Genomic DNA, 24,353 nt, shown 5'->3' on the forward strand with positions numbered 1-24,353 from the left:
AATGTGGCGTTGGAGCCGATTTCAAAAAAAGTGGCGCAATACCGTTAGGGCAAGTACGTCGATTTAACGGCGCTTACTGTTCAATAACAGTGTCCGTATGAGCCTTTCTGGCTCTCGTGTTAATCATCATGGGAGAGACAAGAGTGAAACCTTTTGCTGCTGAATTTATGGGAACCTTTTGGCTGGTACTGGGAGGCTGCGGGAGCGCCGTGCTGGCTGCCGCCTTCCCCAATGTGGGGATCGGCCTGCTGGGCGTCGCCCTGGCGTTTGGTCTGACCGTGCTGACCATGGCCTATGCCATCGGTCATATCTCGGGTTGCCACCTTAACCCGGCCGTGACCGTCGGGCTCTGGGCCGGTGGCCGCTTCCCGGCCTCCAACGTGCTGCCCTACATCGTGGCCCAGGTGCTTGGCGGGATCGTGGCAGGTGGCGTGCTCTATGTCATTGCCAGCGGACAGGCGGGTTTTGATGTGAGCGCCGGCTTTGCTTCCAACGGCTATGGCGAGCATTCCCCCGGTGGTTACAGCCTGCTGGCCGCGCTGGTGTGTGAAGTGGTGATGACCGGTTTCTTCCTGTTTGTCATCATGGGTGCCACCGACAGCCGTGCGCCGGCCGGGTTTGCTCCCATCGCCATCGGTCTGTGCCTGACCCTCATTCACCTCATCAGCATTCCGGTGACCAACACCTCGGTCAACCCGGCGCGCAGCACTGGGGTGGCGCTTTTTGTCGGTGACTGGGCCGTGGGCCAGCTCTGGCTGTTCTGGGTTGCCCCCATTGTCGGTGCCATTCTGGGTGCATTGGCCTATCGTGTGATCGCCACGAAAGAGTGATGTGTTGCTAGTTAACGTGTGGTATCGACACGCCCCCGGGCGTGTTTTTTTATGTCTGAAGGAATACCGGGCAGGGCGCCATGCTGACGATAGGGTGCGGCATGATCACAGTCCCTTGGCGCTCAGCATCTCTTTGTAGCGCTGATGCAGCAGCTTGACCCGTTCCACATAGGCCCGGGTTTCGGCCAATGAGGGATGCCGCCGTGCTTGTACCGTACCGGTCCTACAACCCCTTGGCGCTCAGCATCTCCTTTGNNNNGCCCGGGTTTCGGCCAATGAGGGATGCCGCCGTGCTTGTACCGTACCGGTCCTACAACCCCTTGGCGCTCAGCATCTCCTTGTAGCGCTGATACAGCAGCTTGACCCGTTCCACATAAGCCCGGGTTTCGGCCAATGAGGGATGCCGCCGTGCTTGTACCGTACCGGTCCTACAACCCCTTGGCGCTCAGCATCTCTTTGTAGCGCTGATGCAGCAGCTTGACTCGTTCCACATAAGCCCGGGTTTCGGCATAGGGCGGTATGCCGCCGTGTTTTTGCACCGCACCGGCGCCTGCATTGTAGGCGGCGGTGGCCAGGGCCACATTGCCGTCATACTGCTTGAGCAGACCCGCCAGGTATTTCACCCCGCCAAAGATGTTCTGCTCCGCCAGCAGGGCGTTGCCGACCCCGAGCTCGCGCGCCGTGGCGGGCATCAGCTGGGTCAGTCCCATGGCGCCCTTGCGGGAGACGGCCAGGGGATTGAAGGCGGACTCGGCATGGATCAGCGCCCGGATGAGGGCAGGCTCGACCTGATAAGCCTTGGCTGCCGCCTGTATGGTGCTGGCGTAGTCATAGAGGAAGAGGCCTGTCGTGTGCCAGTTGACCTTGGACGCCGGATCGCAGGCATAGCAGTCGTTGAACAGCAGCAGTTCGTAGTGACCCTGCTCCGGCATCATGTCGGAATAGCGTATGACCCCGTTCTTTTGTACCGACTTGTAGACCTGGATCTGACGGCTTGCAGGCTTAGCGGGTTCAGGGGAGGGGAGCGGCGCCGTGGTGAGTGCCACGGTACGCGGCGTGGGAACCGGGGAGGAGACAGCCGTCTCCGGGGTCAGGATCACCACCTCTGCCGGTGGCGGTATCTGAGCCGGGGCTGCGTGGGAAAACAGCGGCATCATGCCCAGCAACATCCATGCTTTCAACGGCTTGCTCCTTAAGCCTCGTTAGCCACGTTGAGTAAAGCATTCGGGATGGCGCAGAACAAGTGCCCGTGAACAGGGGAGGCTGGAAATGTGATGGCAGAGGGACGTCCCACCTGTGTGCTCACTCAGGACAAGGGGCGCGGCTCATGGCGTCAAGGGACGCATGATCGCAACCTCGTCTTTTCCATCTAGTTATTGGCTTTTTTGTAAGTTAAAGGCGTGTTATCTTGCTGTTGCTCCACTCTGGTCAGATCTCTTCGTGGAGCCAGAGAGCGAGCAGGAGGGGGCCGGTATGGCCAGAGCGAAATGGGCATGACAAGCAGGCGAGCGATGGAGCTCAGATTCGAAGAGTACTGTGATGCGGATCTTTCCCTCATCAGAGACTATTACGAGACGACGTTTTCCCACTATGTGCCGGATTTGGCAGAACGGATTTTTGTGGTTCGTGATGCACACTGGCTGGTGGGGGCGGTGCGCCTGCGCGATGAACAGGATTACTACCACTTGTGCGGCTTTCGTCTGCTCCCTCACTACCAGTCTCTGGGGCTGGGGTCCCGCCTGCTGCAGCATGCCTGCCGCGATCTTTCCGACAAGCCCGTGATCTGTCACGCCCTGCCGTTCGAGAAACCCTTCTACCTCAAGGCGGGATTTGACCACCTTCCCCTGCATGAACTCGACGGACCCCTTCACTCCCACTATCACCAGCAGCACGAACAGGGTTATCAGATCGAGCTGCTGGTGCGTCAGGCGAAGGCGCCTGTTTTCAACTGACGTCTTATTGGGGTTTGGTCAGCAGGTGGATCTTGCCTGGTGACAGCTCCAGCCCCAGCAGATTTTCCTTGAGCCAGGCCTGATTGGGGTCCTTGTCATCCAGCTTGTAGACAGGCTGGGTCTCCAGCCGTTTCTCCATGCTCTGCAGCAGCATCCTCAGCATGAAACCAAACTTCTGTTCCGCCGCAGCAGGCTCCAGCTTGTAATCGATGAGCTTCATGTTGTCGAGGAAGAGCGCACTCCTGGCCTTGTCGTAGCGGGGCCTCGCCTCATAGGTCATGTTGAGGCGCGCGTCGTACTCGGTCTGATCCGGGAGCGCGATTTTCAACTTGCCTTTGCCAAACACCCTGGCGGTATCCGGGCTCTGGCGACCAATCTGCACATCGCTCTGCTCGAGTTGCACATGGGCCTTGATGATGCCGGGCAATTCCAGCTGTTTGTCCACTTGCACCTGGGATTGCAGGTACTGATTTATCTGCTGCTCATTGATGTCATATGAGCCTTGACCTAGCATGGCCAGACTCAGCAGCATAGATTGCAGGATCATGCTAACGACCTGATAGAATGGGTGTGCCCCGTAGCATACCATCCCGACCCTGTGGGGTCTGCCCGTGCCATCTGTCCAATACACCAAGGAGTTGCCTTGCTCGACGGTCTGGAATACGACATTCAGTTGCTGTTTTCCCGCTTTCTCGGCTGGTTGTTGCTGTTGTTTCACACCGTGATCGTGGCAGGGATCTCCCTGCGGGTGGTGATGAAGCGACGTCCCATCGGGGTATCCCTCGCCTGGTTGGCCCTCATCTATGCCATCCCCTTCGCCGGGGTCGGTTTCTACGTGCTGTTTGGCGAGATACGCCTCGGTCGCAAGCGGGCGGAGCGGGCCCAGGCCATGTACCGTCCTTACGCCATCTGGATCCGCCAGCTCGCGCGCCTCTTCCCCCAGCACTGCTGCGAGGTGGGCAGCAAGGCACGCCCGCTCCACGATCTGATCCAGGGGCGCTTGGCCATGCCCATGCTCTCGGGCAACCGGATGACCCTGCTGCACAAGCCCAAGAGCATCGTAGAGGAGATAGTGCGCGACATCCGGGGCTCCTCCCAATCCTGTTATCTGGAGTTCTACATCTGGCACCCCGGCGGGGATGTGGACGAGGTGTGCGAGGCGTTGATGGAGGTGGCGGCACGCGGCGTGGATTGTCGTGTCTTGCTCGACTCCATCGGCAGCAAGACCTTCTTCCGCTCCTCCTGGCCCAAAACCTTGCGTGCCGCTGGTGTCAAAGTCGTGGAAGTGTTGCCGGTCGGCGCCTGGCGAATCCCCTTCCAGCGTCAGGACTTGCGCATGCACCGCAAGCTGGTGGTGATCGATGACAAGGTTGGTTACACCGGCTCCATGAACATGGTGGATCCCCGTTTCTTCAAGCAGGATGCCGGGGTCGGCCAATGGGTCGACATCATGATCCGGGTGCAGGGCCCCGTGGTGCCGTTGATGTGGTCCACCTTCGTCTGGGACTGGGAGATGGAGACCGGCGAACGGCTGCTCGACAGTCTGCAACATGAGCCGGAAGCCTGGCCACAGACCAACTATCGGGCCCAGCTCATTCCCTCCGGCCCCTTCGTCGGCGGTGACTGCATCCAGCAGAGCCTGCTGCTCGCCATCTACCAGGCTCGTCATCATCTGGTGCTGACCACCCCCTATTTCGTGCCGGACGATCCGCTGGCTGCGGCCCTCTCTTCGGCGGCGGCCCGCGGCGTGCTGGTGCAGTTAGTTCTGCCTGCGCGCAACGACTCCCTGATGGCCAACCACGCCAGCAACTCCTTCATGGAGGATCTGCTGGCGGCAGGAGTGGAGATATACCGCTATGATGCCGGACTGCTGCACACCAAGAGCGTGCTGGTGGACGATGATTTCGCCCTGGTGGGCACGGTCAACCTCGACCGGCGCAGTCTCTGGCTCAATTTCGAGATCACCCTGCTCATCGACAACCCGGTGTTTGTCGCCGAGATGAACCAGCTGGTGCAGGGCTACATGCTGGAGGCGACCCCCATGTCACTGACCAGGTGGCGTGCCCGCCCCTGGTACAAAAAATTGCTTGAGAACATCTTCTACCTGTTCAGCCCCCTGCTGTGACAGCCAGAGCGTGGAACCCAAGCCGTTGTCTGGCTTGTGTTGATGCCCATCCTCCCCGTAGAGTGCGCCCATGCACCCGCCATTGAACCATTGTGGAGAAACAGAACTGATGAAGAAAAAAGTGGCCTTGGCCGTCGGAGCCGTGTTGGTGGTGGGAGGGCTTGGCGCCTGCTGGTACACGGGCAATACGTTCGACCGGATCCTGGCCGAGCAGATCGCCAGGGCGCAGCAGGAGAGCGGAATCGAAGTCACCTGGAGCCCGGAGACGGAGAATCTGTTTACCCGCGACGGCGTGCTCAAGGTGGTGGTGCCGCCCCAGACGCTGGCGAGTTTTGATCCCCAGCTGGCGGGAAGCGAACCCATCGAGATGCAGTTCGCGTTCAACAGCCGCCTGTTGCCGCTCTATATCAAGAGTCACCTCCAGCTTGATACCGCACAGGGCACGCTGGCGCCCATCCTGACCTCTCTGGGGATGCAGCAGTGGCAACTGGGGGCCGAATCGGCGAGCAGCCTCTGGACCATGAGCAACAGTTCCCGCTTCTGGGTGAGTGACTTCAAGGTCAAGGAGGGGCTCAACGAGTTCACCTTCCTGCCCTTGAACGGCGACTATCGCGGGGATCTCGACGGCAATGGCCATCTCACCGCCCACTGGTTGGGGATGACGGTCCACGATGCCCAGAGCAAGACAGATCTGGCTTTGGCGGATCTCAAGGGCAGTGCCGACATGGCCGAGATCAGCGGGCTCTGGCTCTCTCCCCGCAGCGATGCGACCCTCACGGCCTTCTCCCTGACCCAGCCGGGGAACGTCAAGATCACGCTGGAGGGGCTGACCACGGCCACCGAGCTGGCGGGGGACGATCTTCAGACGCTCTCCACTCGCTATCAGATGAAGGTGGCGACCCTCAACATGGAGAGCGAGGAAGACCGGCTCGCGCTGACCCAGGGAAATCTGGATCTCTCCCTCAAGGGGCTGGATCTCGAGGGGTATCAGACGCTGCAAGAGGCCAGCAGCAAACGGGTGGACGAAGCGGCCATCCAGGAAGCGCTGGACAAGATGCTCCAGAGAGGGGCCACACTGGAACTGGCGGATCTGAGTGCGCGATTGAACGGTGAGCTTGTCAGCCTGCAAGGGGAGGCCAAGCTGGCGCCCACCACCCTGGCACAGTTGATGGGCAGCGAGGAGGGGATGCAGGCACTCTCCGGTCTGCTGCATGCCCACCTTGGGGAGAAGCTGGGCCAGGCCGTACCCCAGTTGGCCCCCATGCTGGAGCAATTCACTGCCATGGGATATCTGAAGGCGCAGGAGTCACAGCTTCAGGCCGAGCTCAAGCTCGACAAAGGGGCCGTGACCGTCAATGGTCTGCCGCTGCACCCGTGAGTGCCGCGCAATGAAAAAGGCTCCCTCGGGAGCCTTTTTTCTGGGGGCGCGCAGCCGCTTATTTGAACACGACGGTCTTGTTGCCGTAGACGAAGACCCGCTCGTTCAGCACCAGTTCCAGCGCCCGGCTCAGCACGGATTTCTCCACGTCGCGTCCGGCCTTGGCCATGTCATCGGCACTGAAGGTGTGATCGACGTGGATCACGTCCTGCTCGACGATGGGGCCTTCATCCAGATCGTCGGTGACGAAGTGGGCGGTGGCACCAATCAGCTTGACCCCGCGGTCGAAGGCCTGACGATAGGGGCGGGCACCGATGAAGGCAGGCAGGAAGGAGTGGTGGATATTGATGATCTTGCGCGGATAGGCTTCCACGAAGCTTGGGGTCAGCACACGCATGTATTTGGCCAGGATGACGTAATCCGGCTGGTAGCCATCAATGAGCGTGCGCACTTGCTCCTCATGCTCGGTGCGGCTGAGATCCTCGTGGCTCACGCAGTGGAAGGGGATGTCGAACTTGCCGGTCAGCTCGGCGAGGGTGTCGTAGTTGCCGATGACCGCGACGATGTCCATGTCCAGGGCGCCGGCATAGTTTTTCATCAGGATGTCGCCGAGGCAGTGAGTCTCCTTGGTCACCAGGATGACGATGCGCTTCTTGCCCGCTTTGACGAGACGACGCTGGGCGCCGGCAGGCAGGGCATCATCGAGGTCGGCCAGCAGGGTCTCGTCGTTGAAGCGCCCTTCCAGCTCGGTGCGCATGAAGAAGCGGCCGTTTTCGTGATCCACGAACTCGTCGTTCTTGTTGATGTTGAGCTGGTGCTTGTAGCAGATGTTGGTGATCTTGGCGATGAGACCCTTGGCATCGGGGCAATCGGTCAGCAGTATTTTCTTTTCCATCTCTGTCATGATTCCGTTTGTGATGTTGGCACCCGGTCTGCGCGGGCGCGCGCGTTTTTGCTGGCACTATGCCACAAACGAAATCAGAAAGGACAGCGCGCCGTGTATCGGGTGGTGCTCGCGCGAAAATTGCCGTGCAGCCAGCTCCCGGTTTGTCTTTGATGGGTTTTTGGCTGGCGTCCTGCGTCTTTTTTCTTTAGGCTGTCTGCGCTTATTCTCAGGGCGGGGCGAAATTCCCCACCGGCGGTATCCCGATGTGACTCGGGGAGCCCGCGAGCGCCCGACCCGGCATTCATCCGGGACGGGGTCAGCAGATCCGGTGAGATGCCGGAGCCGACGGTCATAGTCCGGATGAAAGAGGATAAGACAGATATTGCTGGCCAGACCCTGCCGGGTTGGCCGCCGCATGGCTACTTCTGTCTGCCTTTCCATGCCCTGATTCTGGTCCTTGTCTTTTTTAGGAGTCTTACCATGAATCAGTCTCTACTCAGTGAATTCGGTGATCCCATTGCTCGCGTCGAAGCCGCGCTGGCCGCCCTGCGTGCCGGTCAGGGTGTGCTGGTGGCCGATGATGAAGATCGCGAGAACGAAGGCGATCTCATCTTTGCCGCAGAAACCATGACCAACGAGCAGATGGCCATGATGATCCGCGAGTGCTCCGGCATCGTCTGCCTCTGTCTGACCGACGAGCGGGTTCGCCAGCTCGAGCTGCCGATGATGGTGGAGGCCAACTCCAGCCACTATCAGACTGCCTTCACTGTGACCATCGAAGCGGCGCAGGGGGTGACCACCGGGGTGTCCGCCGCCGATCGCATCACCACCATCCGTGCGGCCATCGCCGACGGTGCCCGGCCCTCCGATCTGCATCGACCCGGCCATGTCTTCCCGCTGCGCGCCCGCACGGGTGGGGTGCTGACCCGCCGTGGTCACACCGAAGCGACCGTCGATCTGATGCAGCTCGCCGGGCTCAAACCTTACGGAGTATTGTGCGAGTTGACCAAGGAAGATGGCTGCATGGCCAGGTTGCCGGACCTGGTGGCCTTCGGTCGCCAGCACCGGATGCCGGTCCTGACCATCGAAGATCTGGTGCAATATCGTCAATTGCTGTCAGAACGTTCAGCCTGAGCCTCATACGAAATTGTAATAAGCCCAAATTTTGGTTACGCTTTGTGCGAACCTCATCCAGGGACACTCATTTTTGCTTAAAGTTTGTACGGAAAGTGTGCAACTAAAAAAAAATGAGGGTTTTAACGCATTTATCTGTGATGAGGCCTATCCAAACTATGATTTTTTTGTGCCATAATCACGCCGCTTGCTAAACGTCTGGCGAGTTAAAGGGAGCTTTTAAAAATGAAAAAAATGTTGTTGGTAGGTGTTGTTGGTCTGTCCGCTCTGCTGGGCGGTTGTGCAAACACCAGCGAACTGGAAACTTCCGTTCAGAATCTGTCTAACAAAGTTGACCAACTGGCTCAAGATGTTAGCGCTGTTCGTGCTGATCAGTCCAAGATCGCTGCTGATGTTGCAGAAGCCAAGCAAGAAGCTATGCGTGCTAACCAGCGCATCGACAACATGGCTACTTCCTACAAGAAGTAATCCATGCGAAAAATGGCGCATTTCAATGCGCCATTTTTTTTTGCCTGAAATTCATCAAATTACCGCGTTTCCCCGCTGAAATCCGCCTGACAAGGCAATGCCGACGAATCGGCATCCCCTCTTATGATTTTCCTGTCGCTCAATAGAGCAGGCTGTAGAGCTTGCGACGATAACTCTGCGCCGCCGGGTGCGCGCCCATGGTTGCCAGCACATCGAGATAGATCTTCTTGGCATCGCCAAAGACGAGATCACGTTTGAGGATGGTGAACAACAGAGCCAACGCCTCCTCCTGTCTACCAACCTGGCTGTAAAGCACCGCCAGCTCCTGAGCGAGGGCATGGTCATCAGGCTGTTCAGCGTGGCGCAGCTCCAGGGCGCGCAGCTCAGGACTGTCGCTGGCCTGCAGCGCCAGCGAGAGGCGGGAGCTCAGGGTCTGGTAATGATCATCCTGTGCCACCATGGGGATGGTCGAGAGCAGGCTCTGCGCCTCGTCAAGGAGATTGAGATCCAGCGCGGCCTGTATCAGCCAGAGCGTGATGTCGTGACGCTCGGGGGCGAGGCGATGGGCCTGGCCAAGATGGGTGTGCGCCACATCGGCTTGCCCGTTCTCCAGCGCCTGCTTTGCCTGATCGAGCAGCAACTCCTCCTCTTTGGGGGCAAAGGCGGCGAAATACTGGCGCAATGTGGCTTCATCCTGCGGCCCTTCCAAAAAGGCCTGTTCATCCGGGCGCCCCTGATGGAACAGCACCAGCGCGGGCAGTGCGCGCAGGGCAAGCTGGCTGGCCAGAGGCTGCAACTGGGGGTCGTTCATGTCGACTTTGGCAAGGGTCACCGCCGCATTGGCCGGGCCGACCAGCGCTTCCACTTGCGGGGTCATGGCTTGGCACTCCGGCATTTGGGGGGCGTGGAAATAGATGACGACCGGCTTTTTCATGGACGCATCGAGCAATTCTGCGTGGAAGTTCTGGGGAGTGATGTCGACGATCATGAGGCTGACTCTCGAAAAATGGTGTGGATCAACATGGGGTCCAGCGGGATGGAATTCAAGCGCGCATCCAGCAGATGGGCATCGACCCGGCGAGTCGGGGCAGCCAGGCTGAGCCATCCGCTGCCCGCGGGCCAGTCGCGGATTTCATAGTGGCGATTGTCGAGATGATTTTTGAGCTGCCATGCCTGCTCCGGAAGGAAGCAGATCTTGTCGAGTCCGGCGGAAATACCGTCGCCATGCGCCTTGAGCACAGCTTCCTTGCGAGACCATAGCCGATAGAAGGCCGAATGTTGCTCCTCTCGAGGCTGGGTGTTCAACCATTGGTATTCGCTTGGCGCATAGAAGCGTTTGGCCAGCGGCAGTATGGGGCGGTGACGCAATCCCATCTCGATGTCCACCCCAAGGGGACCCTCCCGACAGAGGGCGAGCACCAGCCACTCTCCGCTGTGGCTGAGGTTGAACTGCCAGCGATGACTGAGCAGTGTCGGTTTGCCATGCGCACCGATGCCAAAAGTCAGGGCATCGGCCCGGCAATGGAGTCGCTCGGCCAGCAGGCGGCGCAGCAGCACCCGGCCGAGCAGGTACTCATGCTGGCGACCCGCCTGGTGGATCTCGTGCCAGTGACGGCGTTCATCCGGGGCGAGTTCGGATGCCAGCCTGATCATCAGGTCTGCATCAACGCTTGCCGTATTTAACAAATAGAGATCCGCAGATAGCATAATATTTCACTTAAAAATGGGGGTGAAATAGCGATAACAGTCCGTTTGATGCGCTCAAAACCGATGCTTTCAAGATTGTATATTGTTTGGGCATGATCACATAAATTGCGCTAAACAGAGCATTTCCTTGCAAAAATGTGAGGTCGATTGGGATTTTCGCTTGCCTCGATAGAATTCTTGGATATAGTCGGGTGCTGTTGCCTTATAAATTGCCCTGTCGGGCTGCATTTTAACAAGTTTCACTCTTTTTGCGGGGATAAAGGATTGCGCCACCTGATGCTACTGCTGGTCGCGCTCGGAATGGTAGGTTGTGCTTCGGCACCCCAACCCGAGGTCGCGAGCAAGATCGAGGTTTCCATGATGGAACCCGTGATTGAACCCGAAGTTTCGCCTACCCCGGATGTCAACGAAATCCTGACCGTATACAAAGAGTGGCGTGGTACCCCCTATCGTTATGGCGGTACCACAGAACGAGGTATCGATTGCTCGGCGTTTACCCGTGAAGTGTTCCGCAATGCCATCGGCATCGAATTGCCCCGCGATACCCGCTCCCAGGTCCACGAAGGCTCTCGCGTCTCCAAGCAGGATCTGGTCGAGGGGGACCTGGTCTTCTTCAAGATCAACCCGCGTCTGAACCATGTCGGCATCTATGTCGGCAACGGTGAATTCATCCATGTCTCCTTCCGTGCCGGCGTCACGCGCTCCAAGCTCGACAATGTGTATTGGCGCAACAAGTTCTGGCAGGCACGCCGGATCGATATCTGAGTCAGGCTGGACAAACGGCTCGCAGTACGGACTGTTTTTCCAACCTCACTTGAACCGGACCCTCAGGGTCCGGTTTTTTTATGGCCCTCTTTTAGACTTTCCCTGGCCGACTCTCTATAGTGTGGCCCCCTTGATCCTCGGCAGGTCCAGCATGACACCCCAGCAGAAAACCGGATTGCACCCGCGCAATCGCCATCAGGCACCCTACGACTTCGACGCGCTCTGCCTGCGTACCCCGGCGCTGTCGCCTTTCGTGTTCGTCAACGAGCACGGCACCCGGACCCTGGATTTCGCCGATCCGGCCGCCGTCAAGGCGCTCAACCGGGCGCTGCTGGCGCTGCACTATGGCATCGAACACTGGGATCTGCCGCCTGGCTACCTCTGCCCGCCCATCCCGGGGCGGGTCGATTATCTGCACCGCGTCGCGGATCTGCTGGCGGAGAGCGCGGGATGCGTACCGACGGGCAAGCAGGTTCGAGTGCTGGATGTCGGTGTCGGGGCCAACTGCATCTATCCCTTGCTGGGCGCCCGGGAGTATGGCTGGCGCTTCGTGGGCTCAGACATCGATCCTGTGTCGGTGAAGGCGGCAACCCTGCTGGCCACCAGCAATGGATTGGGCAACCAGATCACATGCCGTCATCAGGGTAACCCCAAGCATGTCTTTCGCGGGATCCTGGGGCCGAAGGAGCACTTTGCCCTGACTCTGTGCAACCCGCCGTTTCATGCTTCTCTGGCGGAAGCGAGCAAGGGGACGGAGCGCAAGCTGCGCAACCTGGGCAAGGGCCAGGCAGTGGCCGGGGCGCCCGTGCTCAATTTCGGCGGTCAGAAGGCTGAGCTCTGGTGCGAGGGGGGCGAGGCGGCGTTTCTGGCGGCCATGATAGAGCAGAGCAAGGAGTTTGCCAGCCAATGCCTCTGGTTCAGCTCGCTGGTGTCGAAAAAGGAAAATCTGCCTGCCGCACGAAAGGCGCTGGCTCGGGTGGGGGCGCGGGAGGTTCGCGTGCTCGACATGGCGCAAGGCAACAAGGTGAGCCGGATCCTCGCCTGGAGTTTCCTGGACGATGAGCAGCGCAAGAGCTGGTGGACCGCCCAGGGGAGATGATCGAGGACGGGGCTCAGTGGCGACACGGGCCCCGTCTCTTTTTCAGCTCAGATGTTGATTCGTTTGCAGCCTTACATTCAATCGTTTTCCTGCCCGTGTTTGCTCGCATGTTAGTGACCACTTCGCGCCTGGTACAGGTGTACGCCGAGATTTTTTTGTACTTGCTGATGAAACTTTCATAAAATAGGACTGGTTAGACCTCTTTACAGGCTTTGAATCGAATAGGGATCGGTAAATGAAAGTTGTCGATTTTCTGAAGCACAAGCGCGAAATTCTGGCGCAACACCCCTTTGAGCTCAAGGATTGGCTCTCTCCGGCGATCCGCGACTACTGGCGTGAGTTTCAGCAAAAGGCACACCTTCACCCCTTGCTGGGAAGAGTGCTGGATCTGCAGGGGGAGTCCCAGGATGCCCGCCAGCAAGAGGCTGCCAGAGTCACCCAGGTAGCGAATGGCCAGCCTGCCCTGGCGCAGGATCCCGTGGTGGAGCTCGAAGGCGAAGCGGCGGCACTCTATGCCGAGTTGCAGACCCGCATCGGTGAAGAGACCCATGTGGGCGAGTGGTTGCAGGTCACCCAGGCGTTGATCAACCAGTTCGCGACCGTGACCGGCGATCATCAGTGGATCCACACCGATCCCGAGCGTGCGGCAGCCGAGTCTCCTTTCAAGACCACCATTGCCCACGGCTTCCTGACTCTGGCCCTGCTGCCCCAGTTGACCGGTTCGGTGGACGAGAGCACGCCGGAGTTCCCGACAGCTCGCATGGTGGTGAATTTCGGCCTGGAGCAGGTCCGCTTCCCTTACCCCATCAAGGTGGACAGCAATATCCGCGCCCGTACCAAGCTGTCGCGTGTCACGCCCATCAAGGGAGGCATCGAGCTCCTCAAGGAGATCAAGATAGAGATCGAGGGGATCCGTCGCCCTGGCTGCGTCATCGAGTCGGTCACCCGGATCTATTTCTGACGCGCTCGTCTTGCACCCATGAACACAGGCCCACTTTGGTGGGCCTGTGTCGTTTCTGGCGGGTCAGAAACTCGCTCCCAGGGTGATGAGGTGACGCCACTCTTTCTCGCTCACATCCCTGTGCAGGCCGTGGTAGTCGAGCCAGGCATCGTCCCAATCCAGTTCGCTTGACCAGGAGAGGCGCAGGTGATCGTTGAAATAGTACCTGAGGCCCAGGCTACCGCTGACGGACTGCTTTCTGGTCAGGTAGGGGGAGGGTTGATCGACGAATTTTTCATAACTGCCCTTGCCAAACAGCTCGAACTTCTCTTCCCAGAGTGCCAAGGGCTGCCGGTAGTCCCACCCCAGGCTGACGTAGGGGTAATTGATGATCCTGTCGTCAAACAGGTCTGAGTTGCTCCACACCTCCGGCCTGAAATAGGCACGTTCCAGACCGAGCTGGGTAATGAGCTCCAGCCGGCGTTGCCTGTCATTCCAGAAGCGGTAGCCGGGGCCGGAAGCACAGTCAATCTCCAGATAACCGGCATCGATCATGTTGTAATCGATGTCGACGGAAGATCGCAGGAACCAGTGATCGTCGAAGAAGAAGTCGAGCTTGGGTTTGAGCTTGTATTCGTGGCTGTCGGTGATGTTGTTCGCCGTTTCGTAGATGTACTCGCCATCCAGGCTGTAACGCCAGTCCAGATTGGCAAACTCGGTGGAGACCTTGAGATTGACGTTGTTGGTCTTCTTGGTGTTCTCCTTGAGCTTGATGTTGAGATCCCCGTTCCCTGTCAGCAGCCAGGCATTGGCCTCGTCAGGAGAGTCCAGCAGGGGGATCCCCGTCTTGGTAAGCGGCTTGGGTTTCTCCTGCTTGTCCAGACGCCATCGTTTGATGGCGTGGCGCGGGACCGTCATGGCCTGACTGTAGGCGGGCTTGATGCGGATCTGCTCGTCCGTGATCTCCTCTATGGTCCCGCTCACTCGATCGCCGTTGCGCATCCAGAGGATGTCCGCCATCGCCGCGGAGCCAGGCAGCAGAAGCAACAGGCAAACCACATGACCCGTTCTGTTCATGTTGGTCAGGCCTTCAGCCGCTCACGGGCTTGGGCAGCCCGCTCTTGCGCTCGAGCAGGGCGGTCACCCGGGCACTGTCGATGTCGGGGGCAGCGATGAACTGCTCGGCTTCGGGGGAGAGCACCAGCGGCGCCCCCTGTGCCATCTCCGCTTCGGTGCGGGAGAGGGGGGAGTGTACCTCCAGCCAGCGACGACCGTCGGGTTCCACCGCCATCTTGACCGGCTGGTTGATGACCCGGACCGGGGTGCCGACGGGAACAAGACCAAACAGGGTTTCGATGTCATCCGGGCGCAGCCGGATACAACCCGCGCTGACTCGCAGACCGACCCCGAAATCCTTGTTGGTGCCGTGGATGAGGTAGTCCTTGTTGCCATAGCCAAGACGCATGGCGAACTTGCCGAGGGGATTGTCGGGGCCGGGGGGGACCACGGCGGGCAGATCGATCCCCTTCTGCTCCAGCCAGGACTTGCGGACCATGGGGCCGGGCACCCAGGTCGGGTTGGGATTTTTCGCAATGACGGTGGTGGTCATCTCCGGCGTCTCGCGGCCGATGTCACCGATCCCGATGGGCAGCACCATCACCTCCTGCTTGCCCTTGGGGAAGTAGTAGAGGCGAAGTTCAGGCAGGTTGATGACGATGCCTTCTCGCGGCACGTCGGGCAGCAGCATCTGGGTCGGCAGAGTGAGCCGGGTGCCCGGGGTGGGCAGATAGGGGTCTACGCCGGGATTGGCTTCGAGCAGTGCCAGAAAGCCTGTCCGGGTATGCTTGCCGACCAGTTCCAGATGATCGCCAGGCTGTACGATGTAATCTTCCAGGGCGCCGATGAGACGGCTGTCCGCTGGCGGCAGGGGATAGGTGTTGGACCAGACAGGTGCGGCCCAGAGGCTGGCGGCGGCCAGCAGCTGTGAGACGATACGAGTGTTGAGCATGGTTGTTCCTATCGGCTGGGGCGAGGGACGGGTTCCCTTCCAAAAAATGAGCAGAGATTGTCAACGAATCCCGCGGGGATTACCAGTCCGGCACCATGACTGCCGGGAGGGCGGTGGCGAGCGCATCACAGGGTGTTACTGGCCCATCAGGCTCGCCGTATTCACCCGCCGGGAACCGGGTACAGGGTGGAGACAGTGAGCGAGGAGGCGTTGCCGGGTGAAAGTCACTGGCGTTGGGAGGGGCGGGATCGCCGGATGGCGGTTTTATCGCCAGTCGTCTGATCTGCAACGAGATTTACATTGATTTCCCGGCTAGGGTTGGGTCAATATGAGTGCCCGTGGAGAGATGCCGGAGTGGCCGAACGGGATTGACTCGAAATCAATTGTGGCAGCAATGCCACCCAGGGTTCGAATCCCTGTCTCTCCGCCATTTATTCCCCTCAAGCCCGCGCCCGTCGCGGGTTTGTCATTTCTACTGTCCATCCCCCGGCTCAGCCATCTCCCAATGTCTTTTCCGATTTGGGGCCTGTGGTCACGGGGTCGCGAAGTCTCACCCCATTCTCTCGAATGTCCATTCACCTGATTAGCCACTTGCCGGCCCAGACAGGTCTCCCGGGGTCATCACCAACATGGTGATGGGGCATGGGCCCGCACCTGCAGGGTCATCTGGCCGACCCCGCGAGCTCAGCCATCGCGATCCCCCTGATAGGCGCAGAAAGCCTGCGAGTAGATGTGTCCAGAGTTGGCTATTGGTGCTTGGTTTTCTATCCCGCAGCCATCATCAGAGCAACGTGGCTGCGGGTTGGAGACTCATGCCTTGCGGCTGGCGAGCTGGCGAAGGCGCTGGGTGCTCTGGTGCAGACTCTGGTGCTGCACCTCGTTCAGGGCGCAGTGCTTGAGCACGTACTCGGCGCTGGCCACCACCGTCTTCCAGCGCGGTGCCTTGGGCAGGGTGTCGAGGTTCAGGTACTTGTCGAGGGTGCGGGTCTGGGGACTGGAGCGGTCCATGTAGACCCGCCACAGCTTGCTCTTCTCCGCCAGCACTATCTTGCCCTTGCCGGTGCTCTGCTGCCAGGTCTCCAGGGTGAGACGCATGGTGTCCACCAGGGCGCGGCGCAGAGGTTCGTCATCCTGCTGGCGAATGAGATCGTCCGCCAGCGACCTGAACTCCCCTCCCAGCCGGCTCAGTTCCCCCAGCAACTGGCCATCCTCGATGATGGCCTGGCGAGAGAGGCTCTTGAGGGCGTTCTCCAGTGCAGCCATGCGATTGTCGTCCTGGCGCGGTTCTGTGCCAAGGGTCAGCGCATAGGCGTGCTGCCCCCCTAGGTTGATGGGCAGGGCGCGGGCGTTGAGGGTGTCTCGCTGGCCCGCCACCAGGAAGTCCAGCTCCCGCTCCGGCTGCGCGGTCATGTCGGGCCACTGGCTTGCCAGCGGGGCGGCCAGCCACTCGTCCAGCATCTGCCCCTCCATGGCTTCCGGCTCCTGACCCAGCAGGCGCGCCAGGGCCCGGGAGGCAAACAGCACCCCTCCTTGCTCATCGAGGAAGACCATGGGATCGGCCCCCTCGCCAAGCAGGGCGAGGAGCCGCTCCTGATCCTGGTGCAGTTGCTCCTGGAGCAGCAGACGGTGCTCTATCTCCTGTTTGAGCAGGCGGTTCTCCACCAGGGAGGCGCGCCCGGCGCTGGCCTCCAGCAGGGCCCTCACCCGGGCGAACAGCTCCTCCTTGCAGAAGGGTTTCACCAGATAGTCGTTGGCCCCGGCGTTGAAACCCTCTTCAATCTCCTTGGGCTGGTTGAGGGCGGTGAGCAGCAGCACCGGCAGCTTCTCCTTGGGGTGCTGCTGGCGCAGACGGCGGCAGACGTCGAAGCCCGAGAGGGTGGGCATCATCACATCAAGCAGGATGAGATCCACCGGCTCCTGAGCCAGCTTGGTCAGGGCGTCGTGGCCGTCGCTGCTGGGCAGGATGCGATAACCGCAGGGCTGCAGCAGGTGGCGCAGTATGTGTAAATTGATGGGCTCGTCATCCACCACCAGGATGACGGGGGCATCTTGCGGCGGGGGCGGCAGATCCTCGCTCTCCCAGTCCGGCAGGATGACGGGTTGCTGGCGCACCAGCTGGTGCTCTATCTGGCGGCTGTCGAGGGTCAGACTGCCCGCCTTGCCGCTGGCCAGCGGTAGGGTGAAGGCGAAGGTGGAGCCGACGCTCGGCTCGCTTTCCACGAACAGCTCCCCCCCCATCAGGTGCACCAGCTGGCGGGTGATGGAGAGACCGAGGCCCGCTCCCTGCTTGCTCACTTCCGGGCTCATCTGCACCAGGGGCTCGAAGATGTGCTCCAGATGGTCCCTGGCGATGCCGATGCCGGTGTCGGTCACCTTGATGCGCAGGAAGTTGCCCTCCACCAGGGCGCTCAGCACCACCTTGCCCTGGGGGGTGTACTTGATGGCGTTGCCCACCAGGTTGTAGAGCACCTGCTCGAGGCGCTGCTCGTCCGCCAGCACAGGGGGCAGCTCGGCGGGGCTCTTGTCCACCAGGGTGAGGGGCTTGGCCTGCACCAGGTGCTGGCAGAGATCCAGCACCAGCCGGATGACCCCCTTGGAGGAGACCGGCTGGGGGTGGATCTCCAGCTGGCCGTAGCGCATCTGGTGGTAGTCGAGCAAGTCGTCCACGAGGCGGGCCAGACCGTCGGCGCTCTTGATGATGAGGCCGAGTTGTTTCTGCTGCCCTTCGGTCAGGTCCTGCTGGCTGGCGAGCATGGACTCGGCCATCCCCTTGATGCCGTGGATGGGGGTGCGCAGCTCGTGGGAGGTGTTGGCCAGGAGCTCGTCTTTGAGCTTGTCCGCCTGTTGCAGGCTGAGGTTCTGCTTGTGGGTCAGCTTGACCTGCTGTTGCAGCTCCTGGGTCTGGCGTTCGATGAGCTCGATCTTGTCCTTCACCGAACGCTGCATGTGGCGAAACGCCTGGGCCAGCCGGTCGATGTCATCGTCGGTGCGGGGGATGGTGATGGGGTGATCCAGAGCGCCGTCCGCCACCTGTTCGGCGGCGGCGGTGAGGGATCGCAGGGGCGCCGTGATGGAGTGGGAGAGCCAGCGGGAGAAGAGGATCAGCAGCAGCAGTGAGCCTGCCCCCAGCAGGATCACCAGCGTCTCGAGCTGGCGGATGGGGGCATAGGCCTCGCTGGTGGAGATCTCGGCGATGAAGGCCCACTCGGTATCGAACACCTTCACCTGGGTATAGGCGGCCAGCACCTCGTCATCGTGGTAGGAGAGGAAGGGGCCGACCCCCTGCTCCCCGGAGAGGGCCTTGATGATGAGGGGGGTCTGCAGCGGCCGGAAGTCGGGGCTGAAGCTGTTCTCCACGCTGAATTCAGGGGCGAGCCAGGCGTTGGCGCGCATCCGCTTGTCCGGGCCGATGAGAATGGTCTCGCCGGTTGCGCCGAGCCCCTCCCGCTCCGCCATGATCTGGTTGAGCTTGTCCGGCAGCAGCTCGAAGATGACCACGCCGCGCACATAGTCGTACTGCATCACGGGGGCGGCGAGGTAGGCGACCACCTGGCCGGTCAGCTCGTTGCGGCCAAAATCGGTGAACTCGAAGATCTGCTGGGGCTTCTGGCCGCCATCGAGGCGGCGCTTGATCTTGGCGAAGGTGTTGCCAAGACCGCTGGACTGGTAGGGGCCCGAGAGCAGGTTGGTGGCGAAGTTGGCCTGCTTGGTGACCGAGTAGACCACGTCACCGTTGAGGTCGACCAGGAAGATGTCGCTGTAGTTCGATTTGCGCACCATGTCGGCGTAGCCGCGATGGAAGCGCTGGTGGACGCGGCCATACATCTCGTCCGCCAGGATGAGGGCGCTGATGGAGGGCTCTATCTCCACCTGACTGTCAGGTTGTTGCAGCTTGTCCCAGGAGCCCGGCACATAGCGGGCCTGGGCGCGGGCGCGGGCCTCCTGCGGCGTGGTGCCGAGCTTCTCGAAGGCACCGGTGAAACCGTAGAAGCGACCGATACTGTTGCCGGCAAAGTCCTGCTGGGAGAAGTTGATGATCTGCTCCTTGAGGTTGCCGAAGTAGTCTTGCAGCTGGTTTTTCTTGATGTTGCGCACCGAGACCAGATGGTTGGAGGTCTGGGTGGTGAGATCCTTGCCGTGGCTATAGAGGAAAAACAGGGTGACGACCAGGAAGGGCACCAGGCCCAACATGAAAAAAGCCAGCATCAGCTGCGGTCTGAGCCCCCGAGGCCTGAAGTTCCATTTCATCGCATGATTTTCAATTGAGAATCCAGTTACTAAGCGCGATGAGTTTCTGACTAAAGGCTAACTATTTCAATGGCTTTATCTTAAATTCGCTCGTCGGGTCACAGGGAGCGGGGGGATTTTCGACCAAGGCGTCTAAAGGGTGAGCAAACAGCACGGGAAAGGGCTCAAAGTGAGAAAAAAGGGTTGTGCCCGGGCTCGGGGTACGTATAATGCGCCTCGTTGTCAGGCAACTGGCACGCAAGCAGTCATGCGGGAATAGCTCAGTTGGTAGAGCACGACCTTGCCAAGGTCGGGGTCGCGAGTTCGAGTCTCGTTTCCCGCTCCAATACTCCATGGCACCAACCATGGACATCACTCTCAAGGCAATGCCTTGTCAGCATGGCGCGTTAGCAAAGCGGTTATGCAGCGGATTGCAAATCCGTTTAGTCCGGTTCGACTCCGGAACGTGCCTCCATCTTCTCCCTGTTTTCCATATCCCTGACGTTGTCCATCCGCCATGGCGGCCCGGATGATGCTTCATTGCATGTCAGTCAGCCGTGAACAACCCTCCCGTTGCCACGTCTTGTGCAGATGCTGATCCATCTCGGCCAATGCCTCGCCCCTGGATCCGGACCTCTCTTCGCCCCCCTGTTCTGCCAGTGCGGCCATCTCCTTTATCAGCAAACCGCATTGCCACAGGCTGGCGGTGGGGACCCCGTGATAGGGGATGTCGATGGCATCGTCACGATTGAGCCGCCACTCCTGCCACTGGCTCCAGGCGAGCACGCCCAATGCCCCCAGCAGCGCCGCATCTGCAAGTTTCATCCTGTGTTCCCCCGTTCTGTTCCAGTCCTCGTTAACTCTGGAACAGGGGCCGCGTTTTGCCACCTTTGTTGTTTTTTAGTTAAAGAATGTAACCCGGTTTCATTTTTAGGCTTTTAGCCCCATTTTTTATCAAAAAATGGCGCAGTCGGTGTAGTAATCCTACAATGATTGGCGTAATCTTTGTTCAGTGGTCTTACCAGTGAGGCGTTACATCATGTTTCATCCCTTCTCCCTGACTCAGATAATCCTTCGCCGCATCTTCGTCCTGATGGCGGGTCTGCTTGCCTTCCCGGTGATGCTGTTTCGCCGGGATCGCGCCCGTTTCTACAGCTACCTGCACCGCATCTGGAGCAAGACCAGCACCAAGCCGGTCTGGCTCAAGATGAGCGAGCGAGGGGAGCGGATCTTCTACTGATCCTCCCCGTGACGCCCGTTTCACCCGGCGCCAGACTGGCGTGACAGGCAGGGCGCACCTCCCGATATAAAAAACCGACACCCTGGTGTCGGTTTTTTTATGGGGCTCGAACCGCCACCGGCCTTGTATCCATGGCCGGTCCACGTTGTCTCTTGTCCCTGTGGGCGATCCTTTATGCGGCAAACGCCGGCGCACTCTCAGCCGCACTCTCAGCCGCGCCCGTGCGACATGACGGGAGGAAGGGCTGGCGGTACTCAGGGCGCAGGCTCAAGGGTGGCCAGCGCCGCGCGCAGACGGGCGAGGCCGATGGGCTTGAACAGGCAGTCGTTCATGCCGGCGGCGAGGCAAAGCTCCCGCTCGCGAGGCTGGGCATGGGCGGTGAAGCCCCAGACGGGCAGGTCATGGCCAAGGGCACGCAGGCTGCGGGTCAGCTCGAAGCCGTCCATCACCGGCATCTGGCAGTCGGTGATGACCAGATCGAAGGGGTGGCTGGCGAGGGCGCGCAGGGCCTCCAGGCCATTGCTGCGCACACTGACGTCGTGTCCCAGGTGCTTGAGCTGCTGGCGCAGCAGGATCTGGTTGGCGTGATTGTCATCGACCACCAGGATATGCAGCCGATGGGGGAGGGGTTGAGCCTGGTGGGGCTGGGGCGCCGGCATTGCCGTGATCGGGGCGGGGGGTTGCTGGGCGAGCGTGAGGGGCAGCCTTATCTCGAGGCGGGTGCCTTCGCCGACCTGACTGTGAACGGCTATCTCCCCCCCCATCATCTGACACAGGATGCGGGCGATATTGAGGCCCAGCCCGCTGCCGGGGAACTGGCCCTGGCCGTGGGCGCGATAGAAGGGGGTGAAGAGCCTGGGCAGCTTGTCCGCGGGAATGCCGGCTCCGGTGTCGGTGATGATGAGGTGCAGCACAGGAGGCTGCTCGCCCCCGGTCAGGGTGGCGGTGATGGCGACCCGGCCCTGCTCGGTGAACTTGATGGCGTTGCCGATGAGATTGAAGAGGATCTGGCGCAGGCGAAGGGGATCGATCAGCACCCTTGGCATGGGGGTGTCGGGCAGCCTGACCTCATAGGTCAGCCCCTTCTGCTCGGCCATGCCCGCAAAGACCCGGGTGACGGACGAGAGCAGGGGCGCGAGATCGCAGGGGGTGGGCGTCAGGGTCATCTGGCCTGCCTCTATGGAGGCGATATCCAGGCTGTCCCCCAGCAGATCCAGCAGGCCGTTGGCGGAGTCGGCGGCGATGCGCAGCAGCTCGCCGCTGTGACGGCTGAGAGCGGGATCCTCGGTGGCCAGCTCCAGCATGCCGAGGATGGCGTTCATGGGGGGGCGGATCTCGTGGCTCATGGTGGCGAGGAAGTCGCTCTTGGCGCGGCTGGCGCTGTCGGCCTGCTGTTTGGCCTCGCGCAGCGCCTCTTCCAGCCGCTTGCGGTCCGTGATGTCTATCCAGCCGTCGATCACCCCGCTGATGGCCCCCTCCCCGTCGAAATAGGGCACCATCCAGTGATAGATGTCGCTCTGGGTTCCCCTGTGATGGAAGAGGCGATCCGCAAAGATGGGCTGCCCCTCCTGCAATACCCTGGCAAAGTCCTGCTCCAGCACGGCGATGCTGCCTGCATCGAGCACCCCTGACAGCCCCTGGGCGAAGGGCTGACCCAGGATGGCCTTTGGCTCGGCGCCGAGCTGGGTCAGGTATTTGCTGTTGCACAGCAGCACCTTGCCGCTCTTGTCCCGCACGACGATGGGGTGGGGCAGGCTCTCCCCCAGTGCCCGGATGAACCTGACATGGGCCTCCAGTTGCTGGCGGGAAGCCTGCTCGGCGCTGGCCATCCGCTTGAACATGCGGTTGCGATAGAGCAGCACCAGCGCCAGGGTGAGGAGCCCCACGAACACCAGGTAGACGATGTGGGCGTGGCGATCCATGAAGCCGGGCACCGGCAGTTTGCGGTTGCGCCACTCGTAACTCATCATGGCGAGCTCGTTGGGGGGGATGGCGAGGATGGTCTTGTCGAGGATCCCCATCAGCATCCCCTGTCCGGGCAGGCTGGCAAACCCCATCCGGATCGGCTCGTCATCGGCGGGGCCGGCGATGCGCAGGGGGCTCTGGGGATCATTGTCCAGCGCATGGCGGGCAAAATAGAGGGGCACGATGGCGGCATCCACCTGTCCCTGGGCGAGCACCTCCATCGCTTCTGCTGCACTCTCCACCTGGGTGATGCGGCTGCCCTCCAGTCTCTGTGCGAGGGGCACATGGCGCGTCATCGCCACCGTCTTGCCCGCCAGACGCCGGATGGTGTCGATCCCTTGTTCCTCCTGGCGGGTGAGGATCACATAGATGTTGTCGGTGGCGTAGGGCACCGAGGTGCGCAGCCCGTAGTGTTCAGCCACCTGCTGGGAGATGGCGCCGATGAGGTCGATGGCGCCTGACAGCATGGCTTTTGCCAGCTGACCCTCGGAGTCTACCCGCACGAACTCGAAGGTGAGGCCGGTGCGTGTGCGGATCTTGTCCAGCATGTCCACCGTCATGCCGACCAGCTGGCCGTCATGATCCAGGGCGCCATAGGGGTAGAGGTTGTCCATCAGCCACACCCTGATGGGGGGCGCTTGCCGCATCCAGGCCCGCTCGGCGGCATCATAGAGATCGGCGCTTCGCTCGTTCATGTCGCGGATGGGCCCGTTCCACTGGGTGAAGAGGGTGTTGCGCGCCCGGTCGTCGATGGCCGCCAGCCCCCGGTTGACCAGGCTGAGCAGGGCGGGCTCGGTGGCCGGGACGGCAAAGCGGAACTCGGCAGGCGCCAGCTCGGGCGGGGCCTCGCCCCGCTGGCGAAGGTGGTCGAAGCGCTCGCTGTTGAGATAGTGGGTGGAGTGGGCATCCCCCAGCAGGATGTCGTCGCGGCCGAAGAAGACCGCATCGAACGCCTCCATGTTGGAGGGATAGGTCACCAGGGTGAGAGTGGGGTAGTAGCGGCCAAAGCGCGCCCTGTCTATCTGATCCCGGACGGCGGCTACCCGCTGTCCCGGTGTGAGCAGGGCCCCCCGATAACGTCTGGGCACGGAGAAGACGAGGGGGCTGCTGAAATAGGGGTTGCTCAGGCGGATCGCCCGGGTGTCACTGTCCGCCAGGGTGAGATTGCCGAGGCTGGCGAGGTGTATCTCCCCCCGTGCCAGGGCCCGGAGCAGGTGCGCCTTGTCGGGGAAGGCGCTCAGGGCAACGGGTTTGTCCAGCATCCGGGCCAGCAGGTCGATGTAGTCGGCACTGAGCCCCTCGACGCGCTGGCGAGCGATCATGGTGAAGGGGCGGTAGTCCTCTTGCAGGATGCCGACCCGCAGTTGGGACTGCTGGCGCAGCCATCCGAGCTCCGCCTCCGACCAGCGGGGAGGCAGCGGGGCGGGATCGTAGCGGCTGTGCAGGGTCAGGGCCTGCACAGGTTGAAGGCAGAGCAGACAGAGCAGGATCAGTGTTCGATATAGGTTCATCTAGCCACCCGACGCGACAGCCATCCCTGCCAAGCCTCATCCAATGGCGGCCATTCTACCGGAAAATGGCTATAACGAGTCCGCTATTTCGCCACGCGCGTCGGCGGCAGCACGGCAA

At 60.9% G+C, this 24,353-nt stretch carries 20 protein-coding genes, 3 tRNA genes and 1 riboswitch; of the genes, 13 read left to right on the top strand and 10 right to left on the bottom strand.

The window, feature by feature from the left end:
• Window positions 1-143: 143 nt before the first annotated feature.
• Window positions 144-830, top strand: a complete 687-nt coding sequence (aqpZ, locus tag PG896_RS04885; protein WP_010673516.1) for an aquaporin Z — start codon at window positions 144-146, stop codon at window positions 828-830.
• Between the two features lie 428 nt (window positions 831-1,258).
• Here aqpZ and PG896_RS04895 read toward each other — a convergent pair whose 3' ends face one another.
• Entirely contained in the window at window positions 1,259-1,999 is a 741-nt protein-coding gene (locus tag PG896_RS04895; RefSeq protein WP_042864220.1) for a lytic transglycosylase domain-containing protein, read from the bottom strand.
• A gap of 342 nt (window positions 2,000-2,341) precedes the next feature.
• Here PG896_RS04895 and PG896_RS04900 point away from each other — a divergent pair, with 342 nt between their 5' ends.
• Window positions 2,342-2,782, top strand: coding sequence for a GNAT family N-acetyltransferase (locus tag PG896_RS04900; RefSeq protein WP_223919618.1), 441 nt, complete (start codon window positions 2,342-2,344; stop codon window positions 2,780-2,782).
• 4 nt (window positions 2,783-2,786) lie between these two features.
• On the opposite strand, the gene PG896_RS04905 is transcribed toward PG896_RS04900, so the two are convergent.
• A complete protein-coding gene (locus PG896_RS04905; protein ID WP_029313991.1) occupies window positions 2,787-3,329 on the bottom strand; it encodes a DUF1439 domain-containing protein in 543 nt (180 codons plus the stop codon).
• 96 nt (window positions 3,330-3,425) lie between these two features.
• On the opposite strand from PG896_RS04905, the gene cls reads away from it, so the two are divergent.
• Together cls and PG896_RS04915 are read left to right on the top strand one after the other, a co-directional pair.
• Window positions 3,426-4,907, top strand: coding sequence for a cardiolipin synthase (gene cls / locus PG896_RS04910; RefSeq protein ID WP_010673520.1), 1,482 nt, complete (start codon window positions 3,426-3,428; stop codon window positions 4,905-4,907).
• Between the two features lie 109 nt (window positions 4,908-5,016).
• Window positions 5,017-6,285: a DUF945 family protein gene (locus tag PG896_RS04915; protein WP_103244466.1), complete on the top strand. Its 1,269-nt coding sequence runs from the start codon at window positions 5,017-5,019 to the stop codon at window positions 6,283-6,285.
• A 58-nt stretch (window positions 6,286-6,343) separates the two neighbouring features.
• Here the strand turns inward: PG896_RS04915 and purU are convergent, their stop codons facing one another.
• Window positions 6,344-7,180: a formyltetrahydrofolate deformylase gene (gene purU / locus PG896_RS04920; protein WP_029313992.1), complete on the bottom strand. Its 837-nt coding sequence runs from the start codon at window positions 7,178-7,180 to the stop codon at window positions 6,344-6,346.
• A gap of 209 nt (window positions 7,181-7,389) precedes the next feature.
• A riboswitch (FMN riboswitch) is annotated at window positions 7,390-7,547 on the top strand.
• 104 nt (window positions 7,548-7,651) lie between these two features.
• On the opposite strand from purU, the gene ribB reads away from it, so the two are divergent.
• Both ribB and PG896_RS04930 read left to right on the top strand, forming a co-directional pair.
• A complete protein-coding gene (gene ribB, locus PG896_RS04925) occupies window positions 7,652-8,305 on the top strand; it encodes a 3,4-dihydroxy-2-butanone-4-phosphate synthase (protein WP_201956734.1) in 654 nt (217 codons plus the stop codon).
• Window positions 8,306-8,530: 225 nt separating this feature from the next.
• Window positions 8,531-8,773: an Lpp/OprI family alanine-zipper lipoprotein gene (locus PG896_RS04930; protein ID WP_010634682.1), complete on the top strand. Its 243-nt coding sequence runs from the start codon at window positions 8,531-8,533 to the stop codon at window positions 8,771-8,773.
• A 139-nt stretch (window positions 8,774-8,912) separates the two neighbouring features.
• Here the strand turns inward: PG896_RS04930 and PG896_RS04935 are convergent, their stop codons facing one another.
• Window positions 8,913-9,761: a tetratricopeptide repeat protein gene (locus PG896_RS04935; RefSeq protein ID WP_201956736.1), complete on the bottom strand. Its 849-nt coding sequence runs from the start codon at window positions 9,759-9,761 to the stop codon at window positions 8,913-8,915.
• A complete protein-coding gene (locus tag PG896_RS04940; RefSeq protein ID WP_270835448.1) occupies window positions 9,758-10,480 on the bottom strand; it encodes a 4'-phosphopantetheinyl transferase family protein in 723 nt (240 codons plus the stop codon). The genes PG896_RS04935 and PG896_RS04940 overlap by 4 nt, the downstream gene beginning before the upstream one ends.
• 276 nt (window positions 10,481-10,756) lie before the next feature.
• On the opposite strand from PG896_RS04940, the gene PG896_RS04945 reads away from it, so the two are divergent.
• The 3 genes from PG896_RS04945 to PG896_RS04955 all read left to right on the top strand — a co-directional run bounded on the left by PG896_RS04945 (window position 10,757) and on the right by PG896_RS04955 (window position 13,305).
• The gene (locus tag PG896_RS04945; RefSeq protein WP_010673526.1) at window positions 10,757-11,245 is read left to right on the top strand and encodes a C40 family peptidase; all 489 of its coding nucleotides are present in this window, start codon (window positions 10,757-10,759) and stop codon (window positions 11,243-11,245) included.
• Between the two features lie 151 nt (window positions 11,246-11,396).
• Window positions 11,397-12,344, top strand: coding sequence for a 23S rRNA (adenine(1618)-N(6))-methyltransferase RlmF (rlmF, locus tag PG896_RS04950; RefSeq protein ID WP_029313997.1), 948 nt, complete (start codon window positions 11,397-11,399; stop codon window positions 12,342-12,344).
• A gap of 235 nt (window positions 12,345-12,579) precedes the next feature.
• Window positions 12,580-13,305 carry a MaoC family dehydratase gene (locus PG896_RS04955; RefSeq protein WP_010673529.1) on the top strand — a complete coding sequence of 242 codons (726 nt, stop codon included), beginning with the start codon at window positions 12,580-12,582 and terminating at the stop codon, window positions 13,303-13,305.
• Window positions 13,306-13,368: 63 nt separating this feature from the next.
• Here PG896_RS04955 and PG896_RS04960 read toward each other — a convergent pair whose 3' ends face one another.
• Together PG896_RS04960 and PG896_RS04965 are read right to left on the bottom strand one after the other, a co-directional pair.
• Window positions 13,369-14,361: a DUF481 domain-containing protein gene (locus tag PG896_RS04960; RefSeq protein WP_029313999.1), complete on the bottom strand. Its 993-nt coding sequence runs from the start codon at window positions 14,359-14,361 to the stop codon at window positions 13,369-13,371.
• Window positions 14,362-14,374: 13 nt separating this feature from the next.
• Complete coding sequence (locus tag PG896_RS04965; protein WP_270835449.1) at window positions 14,375-15,292, bottom strand: L,D-transpeptidase family protein; 918 nt, start codon at window positions 15,290-15,292, stop codon at window positions 14,375-14,377.
• 340 nt (window positions 15,293-15,632) lie between these two features.
• Between PG896_RS04965 and PG896_RS04970 the strand changes: the two genes are divergently transcribed.
• Window positions 15,633-15,722: transfer RNA gene (locus PG896_RS04970), tRNA-Ser, on the top strand.
• A 380-nt stretch (window positions 15,723-16,102) separates the two neighbouring features.
• On the opposite strand, the gene PG896_RS04975 is transcribed toward PG896_RS04970, so the two are convergent.
• Window positions 16,103-19,540, bottom strand: coding sequence for a hybrid sensor histidine kinase/response regulator (locus tag PG896_RS04975; RefSeq protein ID WP_010673541.1), 3,438 nt, complete (start codon window positions 19,538-19,540; stop codon window positions 16,103-16,105).
• Window positions 19,541-19,789: 249 nt separating this feature from the next.
• On the opposite strand from PG896_RS04975, the gene PG896_RS04980 reads away from it, so the two are divergent.
• Both PG896_RS04980 and PG896_RS04985 read left to right on the top strand, forming a co-directional pair.
• Window positions 19,790-19,865 (top strand) — tRNA-Gly (locus PG896_RS04980).
• A gap of 55 nt (window positions 19,866-19,920) precedes the next feature.
• Window positions 19,921-19,994: transfer RNA gene (locus PG896_RS04985), tRNA-Cys, on the top strand.
• Between the two features lie 62 nt (window positions 19,995-20,056).
• Here the strand turns inward: PG896_RS04985 and PG896_RS04990 are convergent.
• Entirely contained in the window at window positions 20,057-20,344 is a 288-nt protein-coding gene (locus PG896_RS04990) for a hypothetical protein (protein WP_010673542.1), read from the bottom strand.
• A 214-nt stretch (window positions 20,345-20,558) separates the two neighbouring features.
• Here PG896_RS04990 and PG896_RS04995 point away from each other — a divergent pair, with 214 nt between their 5' ends.
• Complete coding sequence (locus PG896_RS04995; protein ID WP_010673543.1) at window positions 20,559-20,759, top strand: YbfA family protein; 201 nt, start codon at window positions 20,559-20,561, stop codon at window positions 20,757-20,759.
• 254 nt (window positions 20,760-21,013) lie between these two features.
• Here the strand turns inward: PG896_RS04995 and PG896_RS05000 are convergent, their stop codons facing one another.
• Window positions 21,014-24,235 carry a response regulator gene (locus PG896_RS05000; protein ID WP_270835450.1) on the bottom strand — a complete coding sequence of 1,074 codons (3,222 nt, stop codon included), beginning with the start codon at window positions 24,233-24,235 and terminating at the stop codon, window positions 21,014-21,016.
• Window positions 24,236-24,353 lie beyond the last annotated feature (118 nt).

Origin of the sequence: Aeromonas sp. QDB30 (genome assembly GCF_027707645.1) — a bacterium.
GTDB lineage: Bacteria > Pseudomonadota > Gammaproteobacteria > Enterobacterales > Aeromonadaceae > Aeromonas > Aeromonas caviae.